Source organism: Paenibacillus sp. J22R98 (assembly GCF_059383835.1).
In genome coordinates this window covers 39,869-60,060 of the sequence record NZ_JBXENW010000008.1, presented here as the reverse complement: position 1 = coordinate 60,060, position 20,192 = coordinate 39,869, and the positions used below count along the sequence as shown (strand labels likewise).

General features: G+C 50.4%; 23 protein-coding genes and 1 pseudogene. 23 read left to right on the top strand and 1 reads right to left on the bottom strand.

Going from position 1 to position 20,192, the window contains the following annotated elements; all coding sequences use genetic code 11:
- The first annotated feature begins 266 nt into the window (after positions 1-266).
- The 5 genes and pseudogenes from AC50Y3_RS21485 to AC50Y3_RS21465 all read left to right on the top strand — a co-directional run bounded on the left by AC50Y3_RS21485 (position 267) and on the right by AC50Y3_RS21465 (position 4,219).
- Positions 267-1,538: an ABC transporter substrate-binding protein gene (locus tag AC50Y3_RS21485; protein ID WP_494820767.1), complete on the top strand. Its 1,272-nt coding sequence runs from the start codon at positions 267-269 to the stop codon at positions 1,536-1,538.
- A 4-nt stretch (positions 1,539-1,542) separates the two neighbouring features.
- On the top strand, positions 1,543-2,571 hold the full coding sequence (locus tag AC50Y3_RS21480; protein WP_494820766.1) for a FecCD family ABC transporter permease: 1,029 nt from the start codon (positions 1,543-1,545) through the stop codon (positions 2,569-2,571).
- On the top strand, positions 2,568-3,377 hold the full coding sequence (locus AC50Y3_RS21475; RefSeq protein ID WP_494820765.1) for an ABC transporter ATP-binding protein: 810 nt from the start codon (positions 2,568-2,570) through the stop codon (positions 3,375-3,377). Before AC50Y3_RS21480 ends, AC50Y3_RS21475 begins: the two co-directional genes overlap by 4 nt.
- Positions 3,378-3,379: 2 nt before the next feature.
- Positions 3,380-3,793 (top strand): annotated as a pseudogene (locus tag AC50Y3_RS21470) (ankyrin repeat domain-containing protein); the annotation flags it as partial.
- A gap of 30 nt (positions 3,794-3,823) precedes the next feature.
- The gene (locus AC50Y3_RS21465; RefSeq protein ID WP_494820981.1) at positions 3,824-4,219 is read left to right on the top strand and encodes an antibiotic biosynthesis monooxygenase; all 396 of its coding nucleotides are present in this window, start codon (positions 3,824-3,826) and stop codon (positions 4,217-4,219) included.
- 194 nt (positions 4,220-4,413) lie between these two features.
- Here AC50Y3_RS21465 and AC50Y3_RS21460 read toward each other — a convergent pair whose 3' ends face one another.
- Positions 4,414-5,889, bottom strand: a complete 1,476-nt coding sequence (locus AC50Y3_RS21460) for an esterase-like activity of phytase family protein (protein ID WP_494820764.1) — start codon at positions 5,887-5,889, stop codon at positions 4,414-4,416.
- Between the two features lie 234 nt (positions 5,890-6,123).
- On the opposite strand from AC50Y3_RS21460, the gene AC50Y3_RS21455 reads away from it, so the two are divergent.
- The 18 genes from AC50Y3_RS21455 to AC50Y3_RS21370 all read left to right on the top strand — a co-directional run bounded on the left by AC50Y3_RS21455 (position 6,124) and on the right by AC50Y3_RS21370 (position 20,118).
- The gene (locus AC50Y3_RS21455; protein WP_494820763.1) at positions 6,124-6,528 is read left to right on the top strand and encodes a DUF4259 domain-containing protein; all 405 of its coding nucleotides are present in this window, start codon (positions 6,124-6,126) and stop codon (positions 6,526-6,528) included.
- A gap of 208 nt (positions 6,529-6,736) precedes the next feature.
- A complete protein-coding gene (locus AC50Y3_RS21450) occupies positions 6,737-7,918 on the top strand; it encodes an outer membrane lipoprotein-sorting protein (protein ID WP_494820762.1) in 1,182 nt (393 codons plus the stop codon).
- 170 nt (positions 7,919-8,088) lie between these two features.
- Positions 8,089-9,264 carry an alanine racemase gene (alr, locus tag AC50Y3_RS21445; protein WP_494820980.1) on the top strand — a complete coding sequence of 392 codons (1,176 nt, stop codon included), beginning with the start codon at positions 8,089-8,091 and terminating at the stop codon, positions 9,262-9,264.
- Positions 9,265-9,500: 236 nt separating this feature from the next.
- Positions 9,501-9,782, top strand: coding sequence for a CopG family ribbon-helix-helix protein (locus AC50Y3_RS21440; RefSeq protein ID WP_090581236.1), 282 nt, complete (start codon positions 9,501-9,503; stop codon positions 9,780-9,782).
- 3 nt (positions 9,783-9,785) lie between these two features.
- Positions 9,786-10,136, top strand: a complete 351-nt coding sequence (locus AC50Y3_RS21435) for a type II toxin-antitoxin system PemK/MazF family toxin (protein ID WP_090581240.1) — start codon at positions 9,786-9,788, stop codon at positions 10,134-10,136.
- Positions 10,137-10,311: 175 nt separating this feature from the next.
- Positions 10,312-11,004 carry a hypothetical protein gene (locus tag AC50Y3_RS21430; RefSeq protein ID WP_494820761.1) on the top strand — a complete coding sequence of 231 codons (693 nt, stop codon included), beginning with the start codon at positions 10,312-10,314 and terminating at the stop codon, positions 11,002-11,004.
- Entirely contained in the window at positions 10,997-11,695 is a 699-nt protein-coding gene (locus AC50Y3_RS21425; RefSeq protein ID WP_494820760.1) for a hypothetical protein, read from the top strand. The genes AC50Y3_RS21430 and AC50Y3_RS21425 overlap by 8 nt, the downstream gene beginning before the upstream one ends.
- 180 nt (positions 11,696-11,875) lie before the next feature.
- Positions 11,876-12,598, top strand: a complete 723-nt coding sequence (locus AC50Y3_RS21420; protein WP_494820759.1) for an SAF domain-containing protein — start codon at positions 11,876-11,878, stop codon at positions 12,596-12,598.
- Entirely contained in the window at positions 12,595-13,500 is a 906-nt protein-coding gene (locus AC50Y3_RS21415; RefSeq protein WP_494820758.1) for a CpaE/TadZ family protein, read from the top strand. Before AC50Y3_RS21420 ends, AC50Y3_RS21415 begins: the two co-directional genes overlap by 4 nt.
- The gene (locus tag AC50Y3_RS21410; protein WP_494820757.1) at positions 13,500-14,915 is read left to right on the top strand and encodes an ATPase, T2SS/T4P/T4SS family; all 1,416 of its coding nucleotides are present in this window, start codon (positions 13,500-13,502) and stop codon (positions 14,913-14,915) included. Before AC50Y3_RS21415 ends, AC50Y3_RS21410 begins: the two co-directional genes overlap by 1 nt.
- The gene (locus AC50Y3_RS21405) at positions 14,912-15,850 is read left to right on the top strand and encodes a type II secretion system F family protein (RefSeq protein ID WP_494820756.1); all 939 of its coding nucleotides are present in this window, start codon (positions 14,912-14,914) and stop codon (positions 15,848-15,850) included. Before AC50Y3_RS21410 ends, AC50Y3_RS21405 begins: the two co-directional genes overlap by 4 nt.
- 18 nt (positions 15,851-15,868) lie before the next feature.
- Entirely contained in the window at positions 15,869-16,759 is an 891-nt protein-coding gene (locus AC50Y3_RS21400) for a hypothetical protein (protein ID WP_494820755.1), read from the top strand.
- Positions 16,760-16,788: 29 nt separating this feature from the next.
- Positions 16,789-16,941, top strand: coding sequence for a hypothetical protein (locus AC50Y3_RS21395; protein WP_177246046.1), 153 nt, complete (start codon positions 16,789-16,791; stop codon positions 16,939-16,941).
- Positions 16,942-16,955: 14 nt separating this feature from the next.
- Positions 16,956-17,102 (top strand): hypothetical protein, encoded by a 147-nt coding sequence (locus AC50Y3_RS21390; protein WP_494820754.1) that lies wholly within the window; start codon positions 16,956-16,958, stop codon positions 17,100-17,102.
- The gene (locus AC50Y3_RS21385) at positions 17,099-17,524 is read left to right on the top strand and encodes a hypothetical protein (protein WP_494820753.1); all 426 of its coding nucleotides are present in this window, start codon (positions 17,099-17,101) and stop codon (positions 17,522-17,524) included. Before AC50Y3_RS21390 ends, AC50Y3_RS21385 begins: the two co-directional genes overlap by 4 nt.
- Before the next feature lie 26 nt (positions 17,525-17,550).
- Positions 17,551-18,036 carry a hypothetical protein gene (locus AC50Y3_RS21380; RefSeq protein ID WP_494820752.1) on the top strand — a complete coding sequence of 162 codons (486 nt, stop codon included), beginning with the start codon at positions 17,551-17,553 and terminating at the stop codon, positions 18,034-18,036.
- Between the two features lie 213 nt (positions 18,037-18,249).
- The gene (locus tag AC50Y3_RS21375; protein WP_494820751.1) at positions 18,250-19,221 is read left to right on the top strand and encodes an ABC transporter permease; all 972 of its coding nucleotides are present in this window, start codon (positions 18,250-18,252) and stop codon (positions 19,219-19,221) included.
- A gap of 15 nt (positions 19,222-19,236) precedes the next feature.
- A complete protein-coding gene (locus AC50Y3_RS21370; protein ID WP_494820750.1) occupies positions 19,237-20,118 on the top strand; it encodes a carbohydrate ABC transporter permease in 882 nt (293 codons plus the stop codon).
- Positions 20,119-20,192 lie beyond the last annotated feature (74 nt).

Sequence of the window (20,192 nt, the reverse complement as noted above, 5' to 3'; positions counted from 1 at the left end):
TTTCTCGATCAAATGCTAGGAAAGTGCGAGGCGAAGTCCAACTGAATAATTAAGCTTGTTCAAAGATGAACAGCGGTTTTAGTCTGAATAGATTAGCAGAAAAGTCTGTACCGGATCTATGAAAATAAGCCATTTAGTAGAAGAGAAATCACAAGCTGCGAGATCTACTATTATAATCAAAATTATCATTGACAATGAGAATCATTATCGATTATTATTGTCAATATTGATTGAGAGTAATTATCATTATCAGGGAGAGTGGTCATGTGTTTTCCAAAGTTTTAACACGTTCCGTATTAGCGGCATCGGTGCTTCTTGCTCCGTTAGCAGCAGGGTCAGGTCAAGCTGCGCAAGCAGCAAGTTCGTCTATCGGTGTAACGCTCGATGGCAAATCGGTTTCGCTGGATGCCGCACCTAAAGTGATCAACGGCAGAACGCTCGTTCCATACAGCAGCCTCGTTCAAGCGCTTGGCGGTCGTGCAACTTGGGATGCGAAGAATAAGGCTGTCTCGGCTGTACAAGGCGGCGTTACGGTTAAACTAAACGTTGGTTCTACTTCCGCATACATAAACGGTGATTACAAAGCATTGGAATCTGCACCGCTCATTTCTGGCGGCAAAACGTATGTACCGCTTCGTTTGATCTCCGAGGCATTTGGCAAATGGGTGACTTACAATAAGAACCTCAATTCCGTTGCAATCAACAGCACCTTGACAGTGACGACTAGCACCGGCCCGTTTACATTGAAGAAGAAACCGAGCCGCATCGTAACGCTTTCTTCCTCCGATACAGAAATTATCTATTCACTCGGCAGCAAGGTTGTCGGCCGCTCCACTGCTATTGGCAAAGTATTCCCTTCCGAAGCGCAGTCTGTTCCGGAAGTAGGAAGCTCGCACGGTATTGATTTCGAGAAACTGGCTACATTGAAACCGGATCTCGTTATTGCAAGCCCTGCGCTTAAAACACAACAAGCGACAATCGAGAAACTCGGCGCACAAGTGATGTTCAACTCGCACAACTCCTTTACGGAAATTCAAGCTTCGATCAAACTTTACGGACGCATTCTTGGTCAAGATTCGAAAGCAGCACAGCTGATCGCTAAGATGAACAGCGATGTTGCAGGTTTGAAAAAAACGGCTGCAAAACCGAAAACGTTGATCGTTTACGGCGCACCGGGCAGTTTCGTTATTGCGCTTCCTACCAGCTACCCTGGCAATTTCTTGGAGCTTGCAGGCGGTAAGAACGTAGCTTCTTCGTTCAAAGGAATGGACGGCATGCCGCAATATGCGGAGCTTAGCCTTGAGCGGATCGTTGCTGCGAACCCGGACATTATTCTATTCATTACGCATGGTGATGCAGCAGACGTAAAAGCGAGCTTCAAGAAAGAATTCGAAACAAACGCGGCTTGGAAGAGCCTGCCTGCCGTGAAGAATGACAAGTTCGAAGTGCTGCCTTCCGATCTGTTCGCTGCAAACCCAGGTATCAGAGCACCGCAAGCGATCGAAACAATCAACAAATTGCTTTTGACGGTGGACTAATCCGATGGCTACAATCGTAACCGGACAAAGAGCGCAAGAGGTGCGGACCTCGAGAAGTATTCGCAGAGGCAGTGTACTAATTATTAGTCTTGTCCTGCTGCTGCTTGCAGGGTTGTATGGCTTGATGTCAGGCTCAATTCCGATTCCGGCGCGCGAGGTGTGGAGCTCATTGCTTCACGCCTCCGACTCGGAGTCGAGGCAAATTGTATGGAATCTCAGGCTTCCGCGTGTACTGACCGGCATGCTTGCAGGAATCTGCCTCGCGATCTCCGGCACCTTCCTGCAAGGTGTCTTCCGCAATCCGCTGGCTGATCCCGGAATTATCGGTGTTTCCTCCGGCGGCGGACTTGCGGCTGTCGTTATTATGATTTTGTTCCCCGAGAAAATCGCTTATTTACCCATCGCGGCTTTCCTTGGCGCATTGACAGCGGCAGCAGTTGTGTATGCTCTTTCGTGGAAAGGCGGCGCTTCGCCCATACGGCTGATTCTGGCGGGCGTTGCGGTAAACTCGCTGCTAGGCGCAGCGATGACGGCGCTGATGATTTTGAACAGTGAGAAGGTTCAATCCGTTCTGCCTTGGATGTCAGGCAGCTTGAACGGAAGAAGCTGGCCGCATTTTCAAACGTTGCTGCCGTATGCCGTTATTGGCATCATCGCTTCGATCTTCTTGATTAAAACGGCTAACCTGCTCGTCCTTGGTGACGATGCCGCTAAACTGCTCGGAAGTCGAGTTGAAATCGGACGAATGCTTATTATTTTGCTGTCTACGTTCCTGGCGGGTGCTTCGATCAGCATCGTGGGGATGGTCGGCTTCGTCGGCCTTGTTGTTCCGCATATCGTACGGCTGTTAGTCGGTAATGATTATCGAATCTTACTGCCTATTTCAGCAATTGGCGGGGGAACGTTAGTCATGGCCGCGGATACGGCTGCGCGCAGCTGGTTTGATCCGATCGAATTCCCAGTAGGTATTTTACTTGCGCTTCTCGGTGCACCTTTCTTCCTCTATTTGCTTAGGAAAGGGGTCAAACGATGAATCCTGCAATAACTGCCGATCAATTGAAGTATGGCTATGAGCGCTCTGCTCCGATCGTAAACGGCTTCAATCTTAAGGTTGCCGCCGGCGAATGGCTCGGCATCGTCGGTCCTAACGGCTCGGGGAAATCGACCGTTCTGCGGATGTTGGCAAGACTTGCGACGCCTCAATCAGGTAAGATTGAGCTAGAAGGGCGAGAGCTCGCAGGGATGGATAACAAATCCGTTGCGAGAACGATGACAATGCTTGCGCAAACCCAGGAAGGTGCCCTAGACATAACGGTACGTGACCTGGTGCGCCGAGGACGTAATCCGCATCTGAAATGGTATGAGGAATGCAGGGGCGAGCACGAAGAAGTAGTGGATTGGGCTTTGCAGGTTACCAGCATGACGAGGCTGCAGCATCGTTCCCTGTTGGAATTGTCTGGCGGAGAACGGCAGCGTGCATGGCTTGCCATGTGTATGGCACAGACGCCGCGGATTCTGCTGCTAGATGAACCGACGACCTATTTGGATATTGCGCATCAATTGGAATTGATGGAGCTGATCCGCAGCTTGAACCAGGATCAAGGCATTACAGTCGTGATGGTCCTGCATGATTTGAATCAAGCTGCTCGCTTCTGCGACCGAATTGTGGCGATGAAGAACGGGGCGATCGTCAAGCAAGGGACGCCGGGAGAAGTATTCCGCGTGGAGTTCTTCCGCGAGGTGTTCGGCATCGAAGCCAAGGTTTACAACGATGATGGTGTTCCGGTTTATTTGCCAAGCGGTATTGTAAACAAACAGCCTCATGAAGCGACAGCATAAATATGAGTTATAATGAGGAGGAGATTCGATTGGCTAAAGCAGCATTAAGCACCGAATTGGTACGAGAATACGTAGGCGCAGCACACGCGGATTTGAATAAGGTCCAAACCCTGCTTGCGCAAGAACCTGCTTTGTTGCACGCCTCCATGAACTGGGGCGGCGATGATTGGGAGAGCGCACTCGGAGCGGCATCTCATGTTGGACGCCGTGACATTGCAGAGTGGCTGTTGTCCAAAGGTGCACGGATCGATTTATTTGCCGCAGCTATGCTTGGTGAACTAGAAGTGATCAAATCGACGCTTACCCGGTATCCGGAATCGATTCATGCGCGTGGACCGCACGGCATTACGCTGCTGCAGCATGCCATGATCGGCGGCGAGCAAGCGAAAGAGGTTGTCTCTTATTTGAAATCACTCTTGAATATCGATGAGAAAGGGAGTAAAACGATGATCGTAGTGGAAAATCGGATTGAGGTTCGTGCCGGCTTATCAGAGGCGGTATTGGAACGCTTCAAGACACCTAAGAGCGTACATACATTCCCTGGATTTGTCCGGATGGATGTTCTGCATGCAGTCGTTTCCGAAGAAACGGAAGAGATCCGCGTTTGCACAACATGGGAGAAGGAAGAAGACTTCCAAGCCTGGGCTAACAGCGATTCTTTCCGTCATGCACATACACGCCGCGAAGGAGCGCAAGGTTCTCCTCACGGTCAAGGGCATGGACACGGCCAGCCTGCTGCCGAAGCTGCAGCAGGTCCGATCGTAGGCAACAAAGTGACGATCTATCAAGTCGTGGTCTCGCATTTGCCAGAGTCCGCGCCAGTTGAATCAGGCGCTAACTAATGCAGCAGCGAAAAGAAGCCTCCAAGCGGAGGCTTCTTTTCGTTTGTGCTCGTTTTTATCTTGAGAGTAGGAAAAACCGACTCTCAGCTGCCGACCAATCAAATTTCACCACATCGTGCACGGCATTTCCTTCGATAACGAAAAGAAAGGCTGCCCTAGTCATCGAAGTTGACCGGGACAGCCCTTCATACGTATTACCACATCTCTTTTACTTTAATTACCCACACTTGAGTTTGCTTGTCCGTTAGTTTGAGGACGCCGTTAGCATCGTACTCACCAACGCCGAAGTCGTTATCATTAGCGATAACCAGCGTGTTCTTGTTCAGCACGGTCAAACCTTCGAATTTCTCGAACGGATAATCGAGCTTCGTTAGATCCACAATCAGCTCTTTCGGTGCAGTTGTCACGCTCAGTGCTTTCCAATCCGACGTACCTTCAACGTTTCCGCTAACAGCGGCGTTGTTAAGGATGTTCGTGGCTTTCGCCAGGTCAATGCGGTAAACGCGTTTGATTTGCGCTGCCGCGCCTTCATTCTTATCGCGCTCATCAACGAGCAGGACATCGTCGGATAATGCTTGAAGATCGGAGATGACAACGTCTTTCTGCGAAACGTTTACGAATGACTTTGCATCCTCGGCAACATATACATATTCGCCTACAAGCTTCTTCGTGGCCAGATCCATTTTCAAAATGCGCAGATTGCGTGAGGCTTCGCCTGTCGCTTTATCCGGCACAGCCATCGGGCTTTGAATGGAAGCATAGAGGAATTTGCCATCCGGGCTGATCGTAACGCCTTCGAAACCGCGGTTGACGATCCGTTTCGCATAAACGGCAGGGATCGATTCGATGACCGGAATTTGTGCATTCGCGAGCTTCGCTTTATCGCCCACCGGAACATAGCGGCTGATAATGGTGCCGTCACGTTTCAATTGAATGAGTGAAGGGCGGTATTCGTCGGACATCCAGAACGTGTCATCCGTTGGGTTATAGGCGATGCCTTCGAGATCGAGTCCATCCGGATCAAGCGGCAGCAAAGTTTTACCCGTATTGTCGTATGATTTCTCATCGGAGGCGATGTTGCTTAGGCCGGTTGTGAAACGGCTGCCCGAAACGACGCCTTTTGTACCTTCAGGGAGCAGAAGCTTGTTCGTCTCAAGGATGTTCACGGAGCTGCCCTCAAGCTTGATTTTATAGAAACGAGGCACATAATCCTGCACCGGGAATGTGCGGTTAACCGTCTTATCGATTGTAATTTGGCCGTTAGGTCCACGGTCAGCGAGTGTATAGAAGACATTGTCCGGATCGCCCGGCAAATGGGCCAGACCGGAGAAACCGCCTTCCTTCAAACCGAGTCCAAGGATCGGAGGGTTCGTCCATGTGTACTTGCCGGCAACGTAAGGATACGCGCGCAAAGTTACTTTCTTGCTGGTGCTGTCCCAAGCCACTTCTTGTCCAAGTGCCTCGCCCATCGCTCTCACCGGCACGTATAAGCTGCCATTGATCGTTACCGCATCTTTATCCAGCTTCACTTCGGTATCGCCTGTAAACAGCTTGATCTGGACTGCCAGGGCTTTAAGTGCTGTATCGGCTGCTTGTACGATTTGCGTACTGCCGATAGCGATGCAAGCAGCGCCCGCAACGGCAACCCATTTCTTTGTAACAGCTTTCATTCTCATCTCTCCTCTATTATACATGCTGGCTTTGCTATATCTCTGATCAGCATAGAGGAGAAGGATTAAGGTAATATGATAAAAACTTGAAGAAATTGTAAAATTAGACCTTGCTACTATTAATGTAATAAGTTGGATGGCGGTCTTTAACTGGCAGGATTGTTTTATCCCACTCTCGAATACTTCAGATTTAGTCTCGATACTATGCGAAAATTCAAAATGGAGTGTGTCTACATGGGAGCATGGGGAACCGGAATATTCGAAAATGACGATGTATTGGATTGGAAAGCGGAGCTTCTTGAATCGGAAGGTCTGGAAATGATTACAGAAACTCTTGATTCAGTTATGGAAGAAGATTATGTAGAAGTGGATTTAGCTTCTCATGCACTCGGAGCCATTGAAATACTGGCTGCACTTCAAGGAAGACCCGGTGAGGAACCGGAGAAGGAATCAAGTTATGTTGAAGGGCTTAAAGAATGGATTGAACAGCATCAAGGACAAGGGAAAAGCTTATTACCGCTGGCCAAGAAAGCTGTTAAGAAGATCAAAAAGGATTCGGAGCTAAAGGAACTTTGGGAAGAATCAGAAGACTATAAGGCCTGGCTGCAAGTTATCAATAATCTGGAAAACCGATTGTAAGTTAGTGGTATATATCCTATTGGTACACATCGAAGGAGAGCCTGACTGGGCTCTTCTTTTTTATATCGATATCGATCCATAAGCTTGTCATGCTAGTCTGCATAATTGTCCAAGTCCTCTCATAGACATAGTACAAGTCAAGCGTAAACGGCTTTCGTCAATGTGCAACTCCGGATACGTTTAAAATTTGTGATGAGGGGTGGATCTCATGCGTCGTCGATTCAGTTTAATCGCAGCTATTTTGCTTTGCCTTACGGCGGTGCTCGCAGGCTGCGGGACTAAGGACGCGGAATCGGTTGTCAAGGAATTGGACAAAACACTAACTAACTTGGGCAGCTATCACGGCAAAGGCACGATGACGCTGTACACGGGCCAGCAGCCGCTGGAGTATCAGGTGGATGTCTCTTATCAGAAGCCGCAGTACTATCGTATCGCTTTGACGAACGCGAAGAAGGACATCACGCAAATCGTGTTGCGCAACGATGAGGGCGTATTTGTCTTGACGCCGCGCCTGAATAAAGTGTTCCGCTTCCAAAGCGATTGGCCGGCCAACCAAGGACAAGTGTACCTGTATCAAACGCTGGTTCAAAGCATTCTGCTCGACAACTCGCGCCAATTCGCAGTCGATAACGATGCTTATGTATTTGATGTAATGGCTAATTATCAGAACGGATCGCTTGCTAGGCAGAAAATTTGGCTGAACAAATCCGATTATGCCCCTAGCAAAGTGGAAGTCAGCGATGCCAATGCAGCCGTAATGGTGTCCGTCCAGTTCGACTCGTTCGAGTTCGGCTCTAAGCTGGAGAAGAGCGTGTTCGATACGCAGACCAATATGGGCACAGCAGCCGACAAACCGACGACAGCTGAGCCGGATTCAGATCAAAGCAATACGAACGTGAATGCAGATACAAATGCGAATACAAATACGAATTCAAATGAGAATAATTCCGTCGATTCCGATGCAACAGCGAATCCGGACAATAATGGAACAAGCAGTGAAGAGTCCGATGATGGCTCGCAAGGCACGCTCGGACCGATCAATAAAGCATTTACAGCCATGGAACCGTCCTATCTCCCTGATGGTGTATCGGAGAAAGACCAGCAGGATATCGTGTTCGGCGGCAATGCGGGCATCCTTATTCGTTATGCAGGGAGCTTCGATTACACATTGATTCAAACACAACCTAAGGATGTCGCTGTGTCTGCAATGAAAGGTGAGTTAATCGATCTGGGCTTTACGTACGGCTCGCTCACCGGTGACGACAGCGAAGCACAGCGTACGCTGACATGGACCTACGACGGCACGGAATTCAGAATCACGACCGGCAACTTACCTCAAAATGAAATGATCAAAGTCGCGCAATCCGTACAAGGCGAGATGAGTAAATAGTGTGTACAAAAAACATTTTCCAGCATGAAACGGGCCTGTTCGACCCTCCAATTCATTGACATCAGGAAGCCAAAACGTTTAACATATAGGCTACGGGTTAATAAGATAAACGCCTGCCCTTACCAAGGCGGGCGTTTACTTTTTGGAAATGAAGGTGGAGCAAGTTGGATGTGAACGCTTATTATCGCCCCACTCGGGCAGAGATATCTTTAGATGCGCTTTCTCATAATTTGCAGTCTTTTCGGAAGGCAATGCCTGAAGGCATGCTGCTTATGGCATCTGTGAAAGCGAATGCTTACGGCCATGGTGCCGTCGAAACGGCTCGGGAAGCCGAACGCTGCGGCGTTGACTTTCTCGGTGTCGCGTTTCTTGATGAAGCTCTTCAGCTCCGGCAGGCCGGTATTAAGACGAACATTCTGGTGCTTGGCTATGTACCGCCGCAAGGCTTAGCTGCTGCGCGGGATGCGGATATTGCTATTGCGCTTTTTAGTGATGAAATTTTGGAAGCTGCGGCAGCCTTGCCGGCGAACGGCAAGAAACTCGCTGTTCATATGAAAATCGATACGGGCATGGGCCGATTGGGCCTGCTTGCAGGTGATGCTGCACTGACGTTTATTTCGCGCGCGATGGAGCAGCCAGGCATTGATGTCGAAGGGTTATTCACCCATTACGCGCGAGCGGATGAAGCGGACAAAGGCTATACGCAGCTGCAATATGAGCGTTTCTCTACGTTCGTCAAACAGCTTAAAGCAGCAAATCTTCATATTCCGATCATCCATGCTGCTAACAGTGCAGCCGGAATAGATACACCGGAGATGGGCGGCGGCATGCTGCGCCTTGGTATTAGCATGTACGGTCTCTATCCATCGGCAGACGTGAATAAGCAACGGATTGCGCTTGAACCCGTCATGACGTTCAAGACGGCCATCGTTATGGTTAAGGACGCGCCTGCAGGCTGGGGAATCAGCTATGGTACGCGCTATGTGACGAAGGGCACGGAGAGAATCGGAACACTGCCGGTCGGCTATGCGGATGGCTTTAGTCGCATGCTGACAGGTAAGGCAGAAGTGCTGCTGCGCGGTCAGCGCGCACCGGTACTCGGTACGATTTGTATGGATCAATGTATGATAGCGCTTGATGGTGCTGATCCCTCTGAAGGTCCGGTTCAAGTCGGCGAAGAAGTCGTGATCATGGGTCGGCAAGGCGACGAGGTAATCTCCGTAGAGGAAGTTGCGGATAAGCTGGGGACCCTCAATTATGAGATCACATGTATGGTAGCAGCGCGTGTACCGCGCGTATATCTGCGAGGGCAGCAGGTCGTTGCTGTGTCGAATCCGCTGCTGTAAGCGGCATGCATGAGGAACGAATTACCATCTAAGGATTTTCAATGGATTTAAAGGATTTTATCGTCTTATCTCGAATAATGTTGTTAAGATGTTCTTTGTTGTCGGTCTAAAGCGTTTATCTTCAATGCAGCATACTTGATATACGGTCTGCATACATATGAAGGTGTATAATACGGACCAAACAATGACATACTGTTACTGTTTTTTGCTGGAAATGTTTTGGGGGTGCGAGTTCGGTGGCCAATATGCAAAACACCAAAAGGATTATGATCAGTTTACCGGATCATTTGCTGGAGGAAGTCGACGGAATCGTCGCCAAAGAAAACTCGAACCGAAGCGAATTCATTCGTCAGGCTATGAAATTGTATTTAATCGAGCGGAAGAAACGACAGATTCGCGATTCGATGCAGCGAGGCTATCTGGAAATGGCAAAAATCAACCTAGTGATGGCGTCGGAAGCTTTTCAAGCGGAGGAAGATGCCGGCGATACGCTCGGCCGACTCGTAAGCGGGGTGTAAAGCTTGATCGTTAAACGCGGCGATGTGTTTTTTGCGGACTTGTCACCTGTTGTCGGTTCTGAACAGGGGGGCGTTCGTCCTGTTCTGGTTATTCAAAATGATATTGGCAATCGTTTCAGTCCAACCGTCATTGTAGCAGCCATTACAGCCCAGATCCAGAAGGCTAAGCTGCCGACACATGTGGAGATTGATGCGGCATTGCATGGATTTGACCGTGATTCCGTTCTGCTTCTGGAACAAATCCGCACGATTGATAAGCAGCGTCTGACCGACAAAATCACTCACCTGGATGATGAGACGATGCGTAAGGTAGACGAGGCACTTCAAATCAGTGTCGGTCTAATCGATTTTTGAACAAAAGAGCACTACACGACAGCAGGGCCAGATGGCTCTGTTTTTTTTGCTTATTTAAGAATTCTTAATATCCGCCTTCGGACGTAGCTTATGTTCCATCCTGCGCCGCTGTTTGCCAGCGTCGTTTCACTCCATAATGAAAGTAACATATTGAATCGATGGAGGGATCATAGGAATGACGACAATGAATCGGCCCGATTTTGCAATTTCAGGAATGGGTACAACGGGTGGAGGGGACTTTCACCGCGTCGAGCTCGAAGGGGTCAGTAAGGTAGACGGAAACTTGGATTGTTACTCCTTTCGGATGAGTGGTTTAGCAAAAGTGAAAGGCAGCATTCGCGCAGAAGAACGATTCGAAGCAGCTGGCAAGTTAACAGTAGAAGGCTCGCTGAGAGCTGCCATAACCAAGATTGAAGGTCAGGTTACGGTACGCGGTCATTTGGCTAGCGAGGTTTATGAAGCGAATGGTTTTATCAAAATTCAAGGCGATTGCAGGACGCAGCGATGCGATGTAAGAGGTGCGATGACCGTGGATGGCGTGCTGGATGCGGACCGTTTGAATATTTACATGGATGGCCCGGTGCGAGCGGATATGATTCGAGCCAAGCAAATCAGCGTCATGATTACGAAAAGTGGCACGCTTAAACGTCTGATGCAATCGATTCTGCCGACAAACTGGCAAACGCAGCTGCGTGCAGATCGTATTGAAGGCGATGAAATCAATGTGGTCGAAACTACCGCAGCGCTTGTACGCGGCCGTCTAGTTAAGATCGGTGCAGGCTGTGTGATTGATCGCGTCGAGTATGAATCGGAGCTCATCGTGCATCCGGACGCGGTTGTTCGCACACGAGCGCGGATTTTTGGGTAAGGGCGAGGTGAAGCTGCAGATGATGACGGGTACAAGAAGAAAAGTGCGCATTACAGGAACAGGCTCAACCTCTGGCGGTTCTTATGAAAGTATCCGTGTATTAGGTGAGGGCCAAGTGCTTGGCTCTATTGAGAGCGAGTCTCTCCACAGCATGGGGAACCTAACCGTATCAGGAGATTTGAAGGTCGGACTTTATCGTCAGGTTGGGGAAACGAACGTTCGAGGCGATATATATGGCGCTCAGATGCATGTGCTGGGTGAGTTGGATGCGACGGGAAGCATTCGCAGCAAGTCGATGAAGGTTCGCGGCCAGATGGCTGTTCACGGGGAATGCGAGGCTGAATATTTTGATGTTCGGGGCGGGTTCCATATCCATGGCTTATTAAGCGCGAACGTGGTCGAGATTCGTCCATGGGGACCTTGTTATGCCAAAGAAATTGGCGGCGGGCGGATCAATGTTCGGCAGAGCAAGTGGGGCGGAATGAAGCAATGGTTTACTAAGCCGCATTCGATGGAACTGAACAGCGAGCTGATCGAAGGCGAGAATATTTACTTGGAGCATACGACAGCCGATGTTGTAAGGGGAACGAATATTAGCATTGGACCGGGATGCCGGATCGGGTTGATTGAGTATCGCAAGTCGCTCAAGGTAAGCAAGGATTCGATCGTGAATGAAGAGGTTAAAAGATAACATTTTATGAGAAAATGCCAATTTATGCTAGACAGTGTTTGCCAGGTCTGTTATTATGAGTTCAATATTATAGCAGCAGATATTTAGCAACCGCTATGCGAAGAACGCAAGCTTGGGCTCCATGCCCTGCTTGCGTTCTTTTTTTGTTTATCGCTATTTTAGCTGCAGAAAGGAATCGCCATGAATCGAAAGCGCCATGTATGGGTTACCGCTTCGGCAGCCCTCCTATCAGGCTTGCTTGTATACGGAGTGTACGTTTTGCAGCTGCGACAGGTGAAGTTTCAAGAGACAGTGGACGTTGTCGTTCCGGTTCGGTTCGTTGCTGCCGGTGAGCGGCTGACAACGGGAATGCTTGGTGTGAAGCAAATTGCGAAAGCCTCCTATGTGCCGGAGATGTTCTTGCGAGCAGAAGAGATGGACGGCATGGAGGTGATTGTGCCGCTAGGCGCGAACGAGCCTTTGCTTAGCTGGAAGGTGGATAAATTCCGGCTGCTGCCAAGTCGAGAGCAATCTACTTTTCAAATCCCGCGCGACTATGTCCTTTCCGTCTCGAATGGCATTCGTGCCGGAGATAAAGTGATGCTGTATTTGTCGGGAGAGTCCGTAGCATCTGCCAGGTTGTTTGCCGAATCGGTGACGGTTGCCTCGGTGAAAACATCGGGCAATCTCGAAATCGACGATACGAGCAATTCGAACCTGATGTCGCTGGCTAACTCGGACAAAGAAGGCATGTATGCCGCCAGACGTGATGCGAACGGCATGATTGATTCCGTCAATTTGAATTTGACGGAGGCACAGTGGCTGAAGCTCGATTCGATCTGTAAGGGCGGCAACAGCAAAGTGGTTATTGCCTATTCGTCCGAATCGCTTGATATTGCAGCAACCAAGGAGGAGGCGCGATGAATGATTTCGGCGCTGTTCCCGCTAGCGGTATCGGCATAGGTGTCAGTGTTGGTACCAGTGCCGCGGTAGCCAATCCGATCATCACCTTTCTCGGAACGACGCCGAATATCGGCACGACAACTGCGGCTTTCGCTTCGGCCTGCCGAATCGCAGAGGAGAGCGGAAGGTCCGTTGGATATCTTTGCTTGAATCTTAAGAGTGCCAAGGCACATCGTTTTCTTGGCGTAGATAAACCCGGCGCAACATTGGATTCGTTGCGGCCTGAGCTGCTTACGGGTTCGCTGCAACCCGATAAACTGCTTCGCTCCATGCACCGCTGCCGAGGAGTGCCGGATCTGCACGTGCTGTTCGGCAACATTATGCGGGATCAAGCGGAGTTTTTCACGATTGAAGAGATGGAGCATTTGTTAACCGTCGCTGAACAGACATTTAGCGTAGTGATCGCAGATGTCGGTGCTTATTGGGATAATGCTGCAACACTGTGCGCGCTTCGTAAGGCGCATAAACGGATTATCGTAACGACAAGCGCGTTGTCTCACTTTCAGGAGGACGGACAGCGCTGGATGAAGCAGCTTTCCGCCATGTACGGCATTGCTGCTCACGGTTATGAAGCCATAATCATACATCAGCCCTGGGGCAAAGGAGGATTTCATGTGAAGGAGATTTGTAAAGAGCTAGGCGTGACGTTTCTAGGGGAGCTGGCATTGTCGGAACCGCTGCTGTCGCAGCTTGATAGCGGAACACTCGATGAGTGGCTGTTACATGACGAGAGAGGGAAAGCGGTCATGAAGGAGCCATCAAGGAAACTCATTGAGCATTATGGCTTGAAGCGTCAATTAAGAATGACGGTTCAGCCTTGGTATAAGAAGCTGTTGACCCATCGCGGCGGAGTTAGCTCCTGATGAGAGGCGAGGGGCGCTTCTCGCCATCGGCTTTCTCGGCGAAGCTACTGGCGGTTGAAACGGTGGCAGACGCTGCTGCTCCGGTAACAGAGTATGATGCGCAGCGGGACTTTAGCCGGTTATCGGAAGACGTGCGCGCCTATTTGGCGCTGCCGCGCGGTGAGACAGAGGAAGAACGGCGTGAATACAACGAGAGCTTGAATCGAGCGGTACTTGGTTATACGTATGATCGCGAGCGCATACTCGCGGTCATTGCGGATCGTCTGCTCCGGCAGCGGATTCATGAATTGCCCGGTTACCGGCATCCGTATGCGACGCTTGCAGAGGCGCTGTTCGCGGAAGTGATTGGGATGAATGTACTGGAGCTGGTGCTGCAGAAGCGGGATGGGCTGGAGGAGATTCAGGTTGTCGGCAAGAGGATATTTGAAGTGCGTGACGGACGAAGTATGCCGTCCCAGTATGCCTTTGATTCACTTCGCGAGGTTGAGCGCATTCAACAGAACCTGGTGCTCTACAATAACGATCGTATTAATCCGCGCAAGCGATGGGCGGAAGTGATGCTGCGCGACGGTACACGGGTTACGATGACAGGCCATGGGTTTACGGCGCAGCCTACACTGACATTGCGATTCTATACGGTTAGGCGATTTCAACTGGAACAGCTGGGGCGAGAGGAGTTAGGAACGATCAATGAGCGACTTCGGCGGATGCTCGTAGGGATTCTGGAAGCTAGATTCAACATTGTTGTAATTGGGCCAACGAACTCCGGTAAGACCAATCTCATCAAGGCGCTGATTGGGGAACTGCCGGACGAGGAGCGTATTGTCACAATTGAGGGCAGACATGAGCTGATGCTGATGCGAGATTTCCCAACGAAAAACGTGATCGAATATGAAGCGGATGAAGAGGATGCGATGCATCGCTCCACGCAGGCGTTCAAGCTGGCGCTGCGCCAGTCGCCGCAACGAATTATTCATGCTGAGATTCGAGATGAGGATGCCAACATCTATGTGCGAGCGTGCACGAGGGGACATGCAGGCAGCATGACGACGCTGCATGCCAATATGCTGGAGGATGTGCCCGAAGCAATTGCTGATATGTGTATGCTCGATGGTCGGGGGATGAACCCGGAGCGGCTGACGAAGCGGATCGCTGAGTACGTGACCCAAATCGGCATTGAAATGCGTATTGCGGCTGGACGCCGTCGGTTAGTGCGGCTGGCGGAGATGGGATGGGCGGATGGAGAAGTGTTTGTTAGGGATTGGGCCGTTTTTGATGAGGAATTGGGTGATTGGCGATATCCGCAAGGGCCGTCCGCAGCTGCGCAAGCAAGGTTGAAGACAGCGTCTGTAGAACATTGGGGCGCAGCATGGCTGCCGGATTTCGCGAATATGGAGGGAGCTGAACCCAAATGATCGTTAAGCTGGGGCTTCTTTCATTCATCATAGCGCTTTTTGGCACGGTGTATGTTGCAGTGCGAGGAATGATGGGAATATGGCTGCATCGACAGCAGGTTATCGGCAGGCTGAATTATCGACGTGATCGTGGTGCACATGAACGGATTTCACGTTTTCTGCAGCGCTTCGACCGTTCCTATCGCCATCTAGCCGAGCTGCTTGAGTCCCTGCAGTTAAGCTGGGGGCCGGTCTCATTTGCCGTCACAAGCGTGCTTCTTCTGTTGACAGGATCATCCTTTGGGGCGTTATTTTTTGAGAGCGCGAAAGGCGCGTTCATGCTGGGCGGTGTGATGGTCACGGCACCTTACATGCTGCTTCGGACGATGCTTGTGCATCGCCAAATGAAGACTCGTATCGATTTCCTGCCCGCCGTAGAGCTGTTCTATCAGTGCTGCCTTGTCAGCGGTGGCAGGCAGATCAAAGCGGCGCTTCAGCGAACGGTTGAAGAGAAGCGGCTTCTTGGGCCGATGCAGGCGGTGTTTGAACAGCTGTATCGGAATGTATCCGTCCGGGGCGATGATGAAGCCAGTTTGCGGATCTTTGCGTCATCGCTCGGCCATGTCTGGGCGGATTATTTTGTGAATATAGTCCGGGCGGGGCTGGCAGAGGGACATCCGATCGCCGGCAACTTAAAGGATTTGATTACCGATATGCGTAAGGCGCGCAGAGCTAATCAGCAGGAGCGCAATAAGCTGCTCGAGATCCGTATCGCGAACTTCTCGCCTATATTGTTTCTCCTGCTGTTTATCGGAATCAACTTTCATTACAATCCCGAGAATGCCTACCAGTACTATATTGTCGATCCCGCAGGGCGAGATTTATTGCTTAACGCAGGAATGATGATATTCGGTTCTTTCGTTATGGGGTTATGGTTATCTCGCAAGAAAATGTAAGGAGGTTCATGGCTAACTATGAGTGACTCTATTGCAAAGGCGGTCATGTGGGCAGCACTTGGCGGCCAATATGCAGCATTATTCGTGCTCTTTGCTTCGCTATTGAAGCTGCTGACGTTTAAGAAGCCGCGTTATGTGCATGTATTGCTGCAGCATTGGCGGAAGAAGACGGTCAGCGATCAATGGCTTGCATTTACGAGGATTAGCCGTGAAAGCAGCTCGTTTAAGGAGCGAGAACGATTACTCGCCGGATGCGGTTTTTCAGGAGATGCGGCGTTGTATGTGCTGCTTCGCAGACTGTTCTTCATGCTTGTTCCGCTCTGGTCGGCAGTGGCGTATGGTTTCACTTATGTGGAAGTGGAAGCTTTGCCGCGCGTGAGTGCGCCGTTATTGCTTGCTATCGTGATCCTTTTCCTTCTCTGGGACGTCCCTTGGCTAGAGGCCATTAGAAGAACGAGAGCAGAACGAATGACGAAGGAGATTTATATCGTCAGCAATCAACTGCTCTATCTGGCAGGATCCTCGCTTCATATTCATACGAAGCTGATGCGCTGCTTGCCTTACACACGGACGATGCGAAGCGAGCTTCAGATGCTGCTTGGCGAGTGGTATCACGATGCGGAAGGCTCATTGAGGCGGCTAAAGCTGCGGCTTGGAACCGAGGAGGGGCTGAGCTTCGTAGAGACGATCGACTCCCTGCGGCTCCATGAGAGCGAACAGTATTATGAGCTGCTGCGAGAACGAATTCAGGATTACAAGGAGAAGCTGGAATTGGCGAAGGACAGTCGCAAGGAATCGACATCCTACTTCTTGTTTGCTATAGCAGGACTTCCGATCATGTACACCTTTCAGATTTTTATATACCCGTGGGTTCGAGAAGGACAGAAGCTGTTTAACTCCCTCAATTAACAGGTTGAGGTGACGAAGGAGGTGAGGGCATGCGGAATATCTTGATTACTGTCATGATGCTGGTTGTCGTTGTCCTGTTGTTTAATGCGATTGTAGCTAAGGATACGACCGGAACGAAGGACCAAATCGAAACGCAAGGAAATGCTGCGAATACGAAAATCAACACGATTACGATTCCATAAGGAGGCACAGTAGCATGCGATCGTTATTGATGACGCTGCTGCTAATCATCGTTGCGGTCATTCTATACAATGGTGTAACCGGCGGCGAGCAAGGAACGAAGGCTCAACTGGAGCAGTCCGGCCGGCATATGAGCGATGGGATTCGGAGGATGAGCCCTTGAAGAGTTTGCTTGTGTTTATCCTCCTGTCCGGCATGATTTGCTGGTTTATGTTCTCTCCGATTTATAAACATGTTCTAATTGTCCGCCAAGCTGTTCTTCAGCAAGAGGTAGATTACTTGCTGGAAATTGGGGCAAACGGCGACCATGGATATATTGATGCCGCAATGCTGCAGGATTCGAGGCTTCGATTAGCTAAGTATGGACTCGTCCCTGGCTCCGTACAGTTCGTAGTCAGCTCAGGGAGCGGAGATTCAGCCACCGATGCCACTAAGCCGCTGCTTCGGGGAACCGCCTTGTCGCTGACAGCGAGCTATCCCATCGAAGGCTTGCTGGCTATTGACCGTTTAATTGGGCTGGCACCGCCACCGGCGAATACGAAGCTGCAAGCCACCGGGATGAAGATGAGCGAATATGTCCCGTAAGCATCCCGGGGAGAGGAAGCTGCCGTATGTATAAGTTGGTGCTTGTCATGCTGATGATGGTCGTATGGATGCTGCTGCACGCGCTTCAAACCGATGAAGAGCTTGCAATTACAGCGTTGTTTCAGGGTAAACACGCGGTTAATCGAGCTGCGCATGCCGCGGCACAGCAGGTGGATGAAGGCGCATTGGCAGAAGGCCGACTACACATTGATGAACTAGCGGCGAGCAGGGCGGCCGGTTTGTACTTGCAACGCAACTTGCAGTTGGATGAGAGCGGGAAACCCTTACCCAGCGCTTATTTGCGGGAGCGGGTGGACGTCGTGGATTTTCAAGTGATCAACGGGGACAGGACGTTTCCGTACACCTATCGCAATGATACCTATGACTACGAGGTAACGTTGCAGCGACCCGGCGTCATTCTGATCGCCAGAATCGTGTATCCCCGCATTTTTACTGTGATCGAACCAATCGAGTGGACGATTAAAGGAGCAGCGGAGCTGACGTCAAGTTGACGGAGCCGCTGCTCTTTTTGTTAATGAAACGCGCTACGCCGTCAAAGGACGGCGTCAGCCGTTTCGCCTTGTGGGAGTAGAATCTCGCAGTTGAGAACTCAGTGTATTTGTGCACCTTTTCAGTTTCACAGTGTACCTTTCAGATGAAAGCGTTTGCTATACTGTGTTTATCAAACCGGCAAAGCTTCGGCAAGGAAGAAGGAGGAAGCAAAAGTGGCAAAATCAGGCCTAAAGTCGATCGCAGCGCTGCATCCCGGCCGGGCTGCGGTACCGTCGAAACGCGGCCTTTGGCAGCGGATCGCGGATCATCGTGTGCTGTATCTGATGTTTCTGCCCGTCATCGCGTATTACGTTATTTTTCGGTATTGGCCGATTGTGCTGGCATGGATCGTAGCCTTTAAGGACTTGCAGCTGGGTACAGGTGTGTTCAACAGCGAGTGGGTGGGCTTCGGTAATTTTCGGATCATGTTCGAGGACCCCGAAATCGTCAACGTGCTGCGGAATACGATCGAGATCAGCCTGCTCCGTATTGTGGTCGGCTTCTTCCCGCCTATTATCCTTGCGATCATGTTCCATGATCTTGCGTCGAGCAGAATGAAGAAATGGCTGCAAAGCGCAGTCTATATTCCGCATTTTTTCTCTTGGGTCATCGTTTACGGGATCGTGTTTGCGTTCTTCTCCACAGGGTCTGGTTTCGTTAATAATGTGCTGGCATGGCTGGGTTACAACCGGTTCGAGTTTTTCCTATCGGAAACGTGGTTTCGCCCGCTGCTGCTCGGATCCGCACTATGGAAGGAAATCGGCTGGAGTACGATCATTTACCTGGCAGCACTGACGACCGTCGACCCGCAGCTGTATGAGGCTGCCACAATCGATGGCGCGGGACCGATGAGGCGAATTACGGCGATAACGTTGCCAAACATTCTGCCTGTCATCACCTTTGTGCTGTGTATCAGTCTCGGAAATATTCTATTCGCAGGCGGCGAGCAAATTCTACTCTTCTATAATAAGGCCGTGCTCGATTCCGCAGATGTCATTGAGACTTGGGTGTATCGTGAAGGACTTAATCGGCTTCAATTCAGTATCGGAACAGCTGTCGGCGTCTTCCAATCCATTATAGGAATGGTTTTCATTATATCGAGCAACTTCATCGCCAAAAAATACACCGGTCGTGGCATCTGGTAGAATGGAGGGCCACCTATGATTTATAAATCGCGAAGCGAAAAGATTTACCAAACGATCATACATATCATCGTTATTCTCGTGGCGATCACCGCCATTTTCCCGCTAATCTACGTCCTTGGGATGTCGTTTACGACCAAAGCGGAGATGATTCAACGCAATTATTTTGTCATTATTCCAAAGGAGCCAACGCTTGAAGCATACAAGCGGATCATGGCTTCCTCCGTTGTATGGCACTCGTTCTTGATTTCCGTCTTCCGCAGTACGGTCGGACCTCTGCTTTCATTGGCGCTGACGACGATTGGGGCATATGTCTTGGCGCAGCGAACGCTGCCCGGAAGGAAGCTGTTCCTCTTCTTCATTCTGGCGACCATTCTGCTCAATGGCGGCATGATTCCCACTTATCTCGTCATTAAGCAGCTGGGGCTCATCAACTCGCTCTGGTCGATGGTGCTTCCGCTTATGGTGGATAGTTTCGGTCTGCTGGTCATCAAGATTTTCATCGAGAACCTGCCGGATGGCCTCGTCGAATCCGCTAAAATCGATGGAGCCGGAGAATGGAGCACATTGACGCGTATCGTGATTCCGCTTGCGGCACCGGCGCTGGCTGCCATTGGGTTGTTTAACCTCGTAGCGCATTGGAACAGTTGGTTTGACGCGTTGCTTTATTTGAATGATAAGTCGCTCTATCCGCTGCAGATGGTGCTCAAGAATATGCTGACCGTCGATTCTATCAGCGGCGACAATATGAATGGTATGTTGAAGTCTACTCAAGCTGTCAGTACAGAAACGATCAAGATGGCAACAGTCGTCATCGGCCTCGTCCCGATTCTATGCGTCTACCCGTTCCTGCAAAAGCATTTTGTCAAAGGCATGTACTTGGGTGCTGTCAAAGGGTAAATACCAAGCAAGTGTAAAAGAGGTGTCGAGAAGCCATCCGGAGGCGCTTCTTCACATATATCATTGGTTTCAGA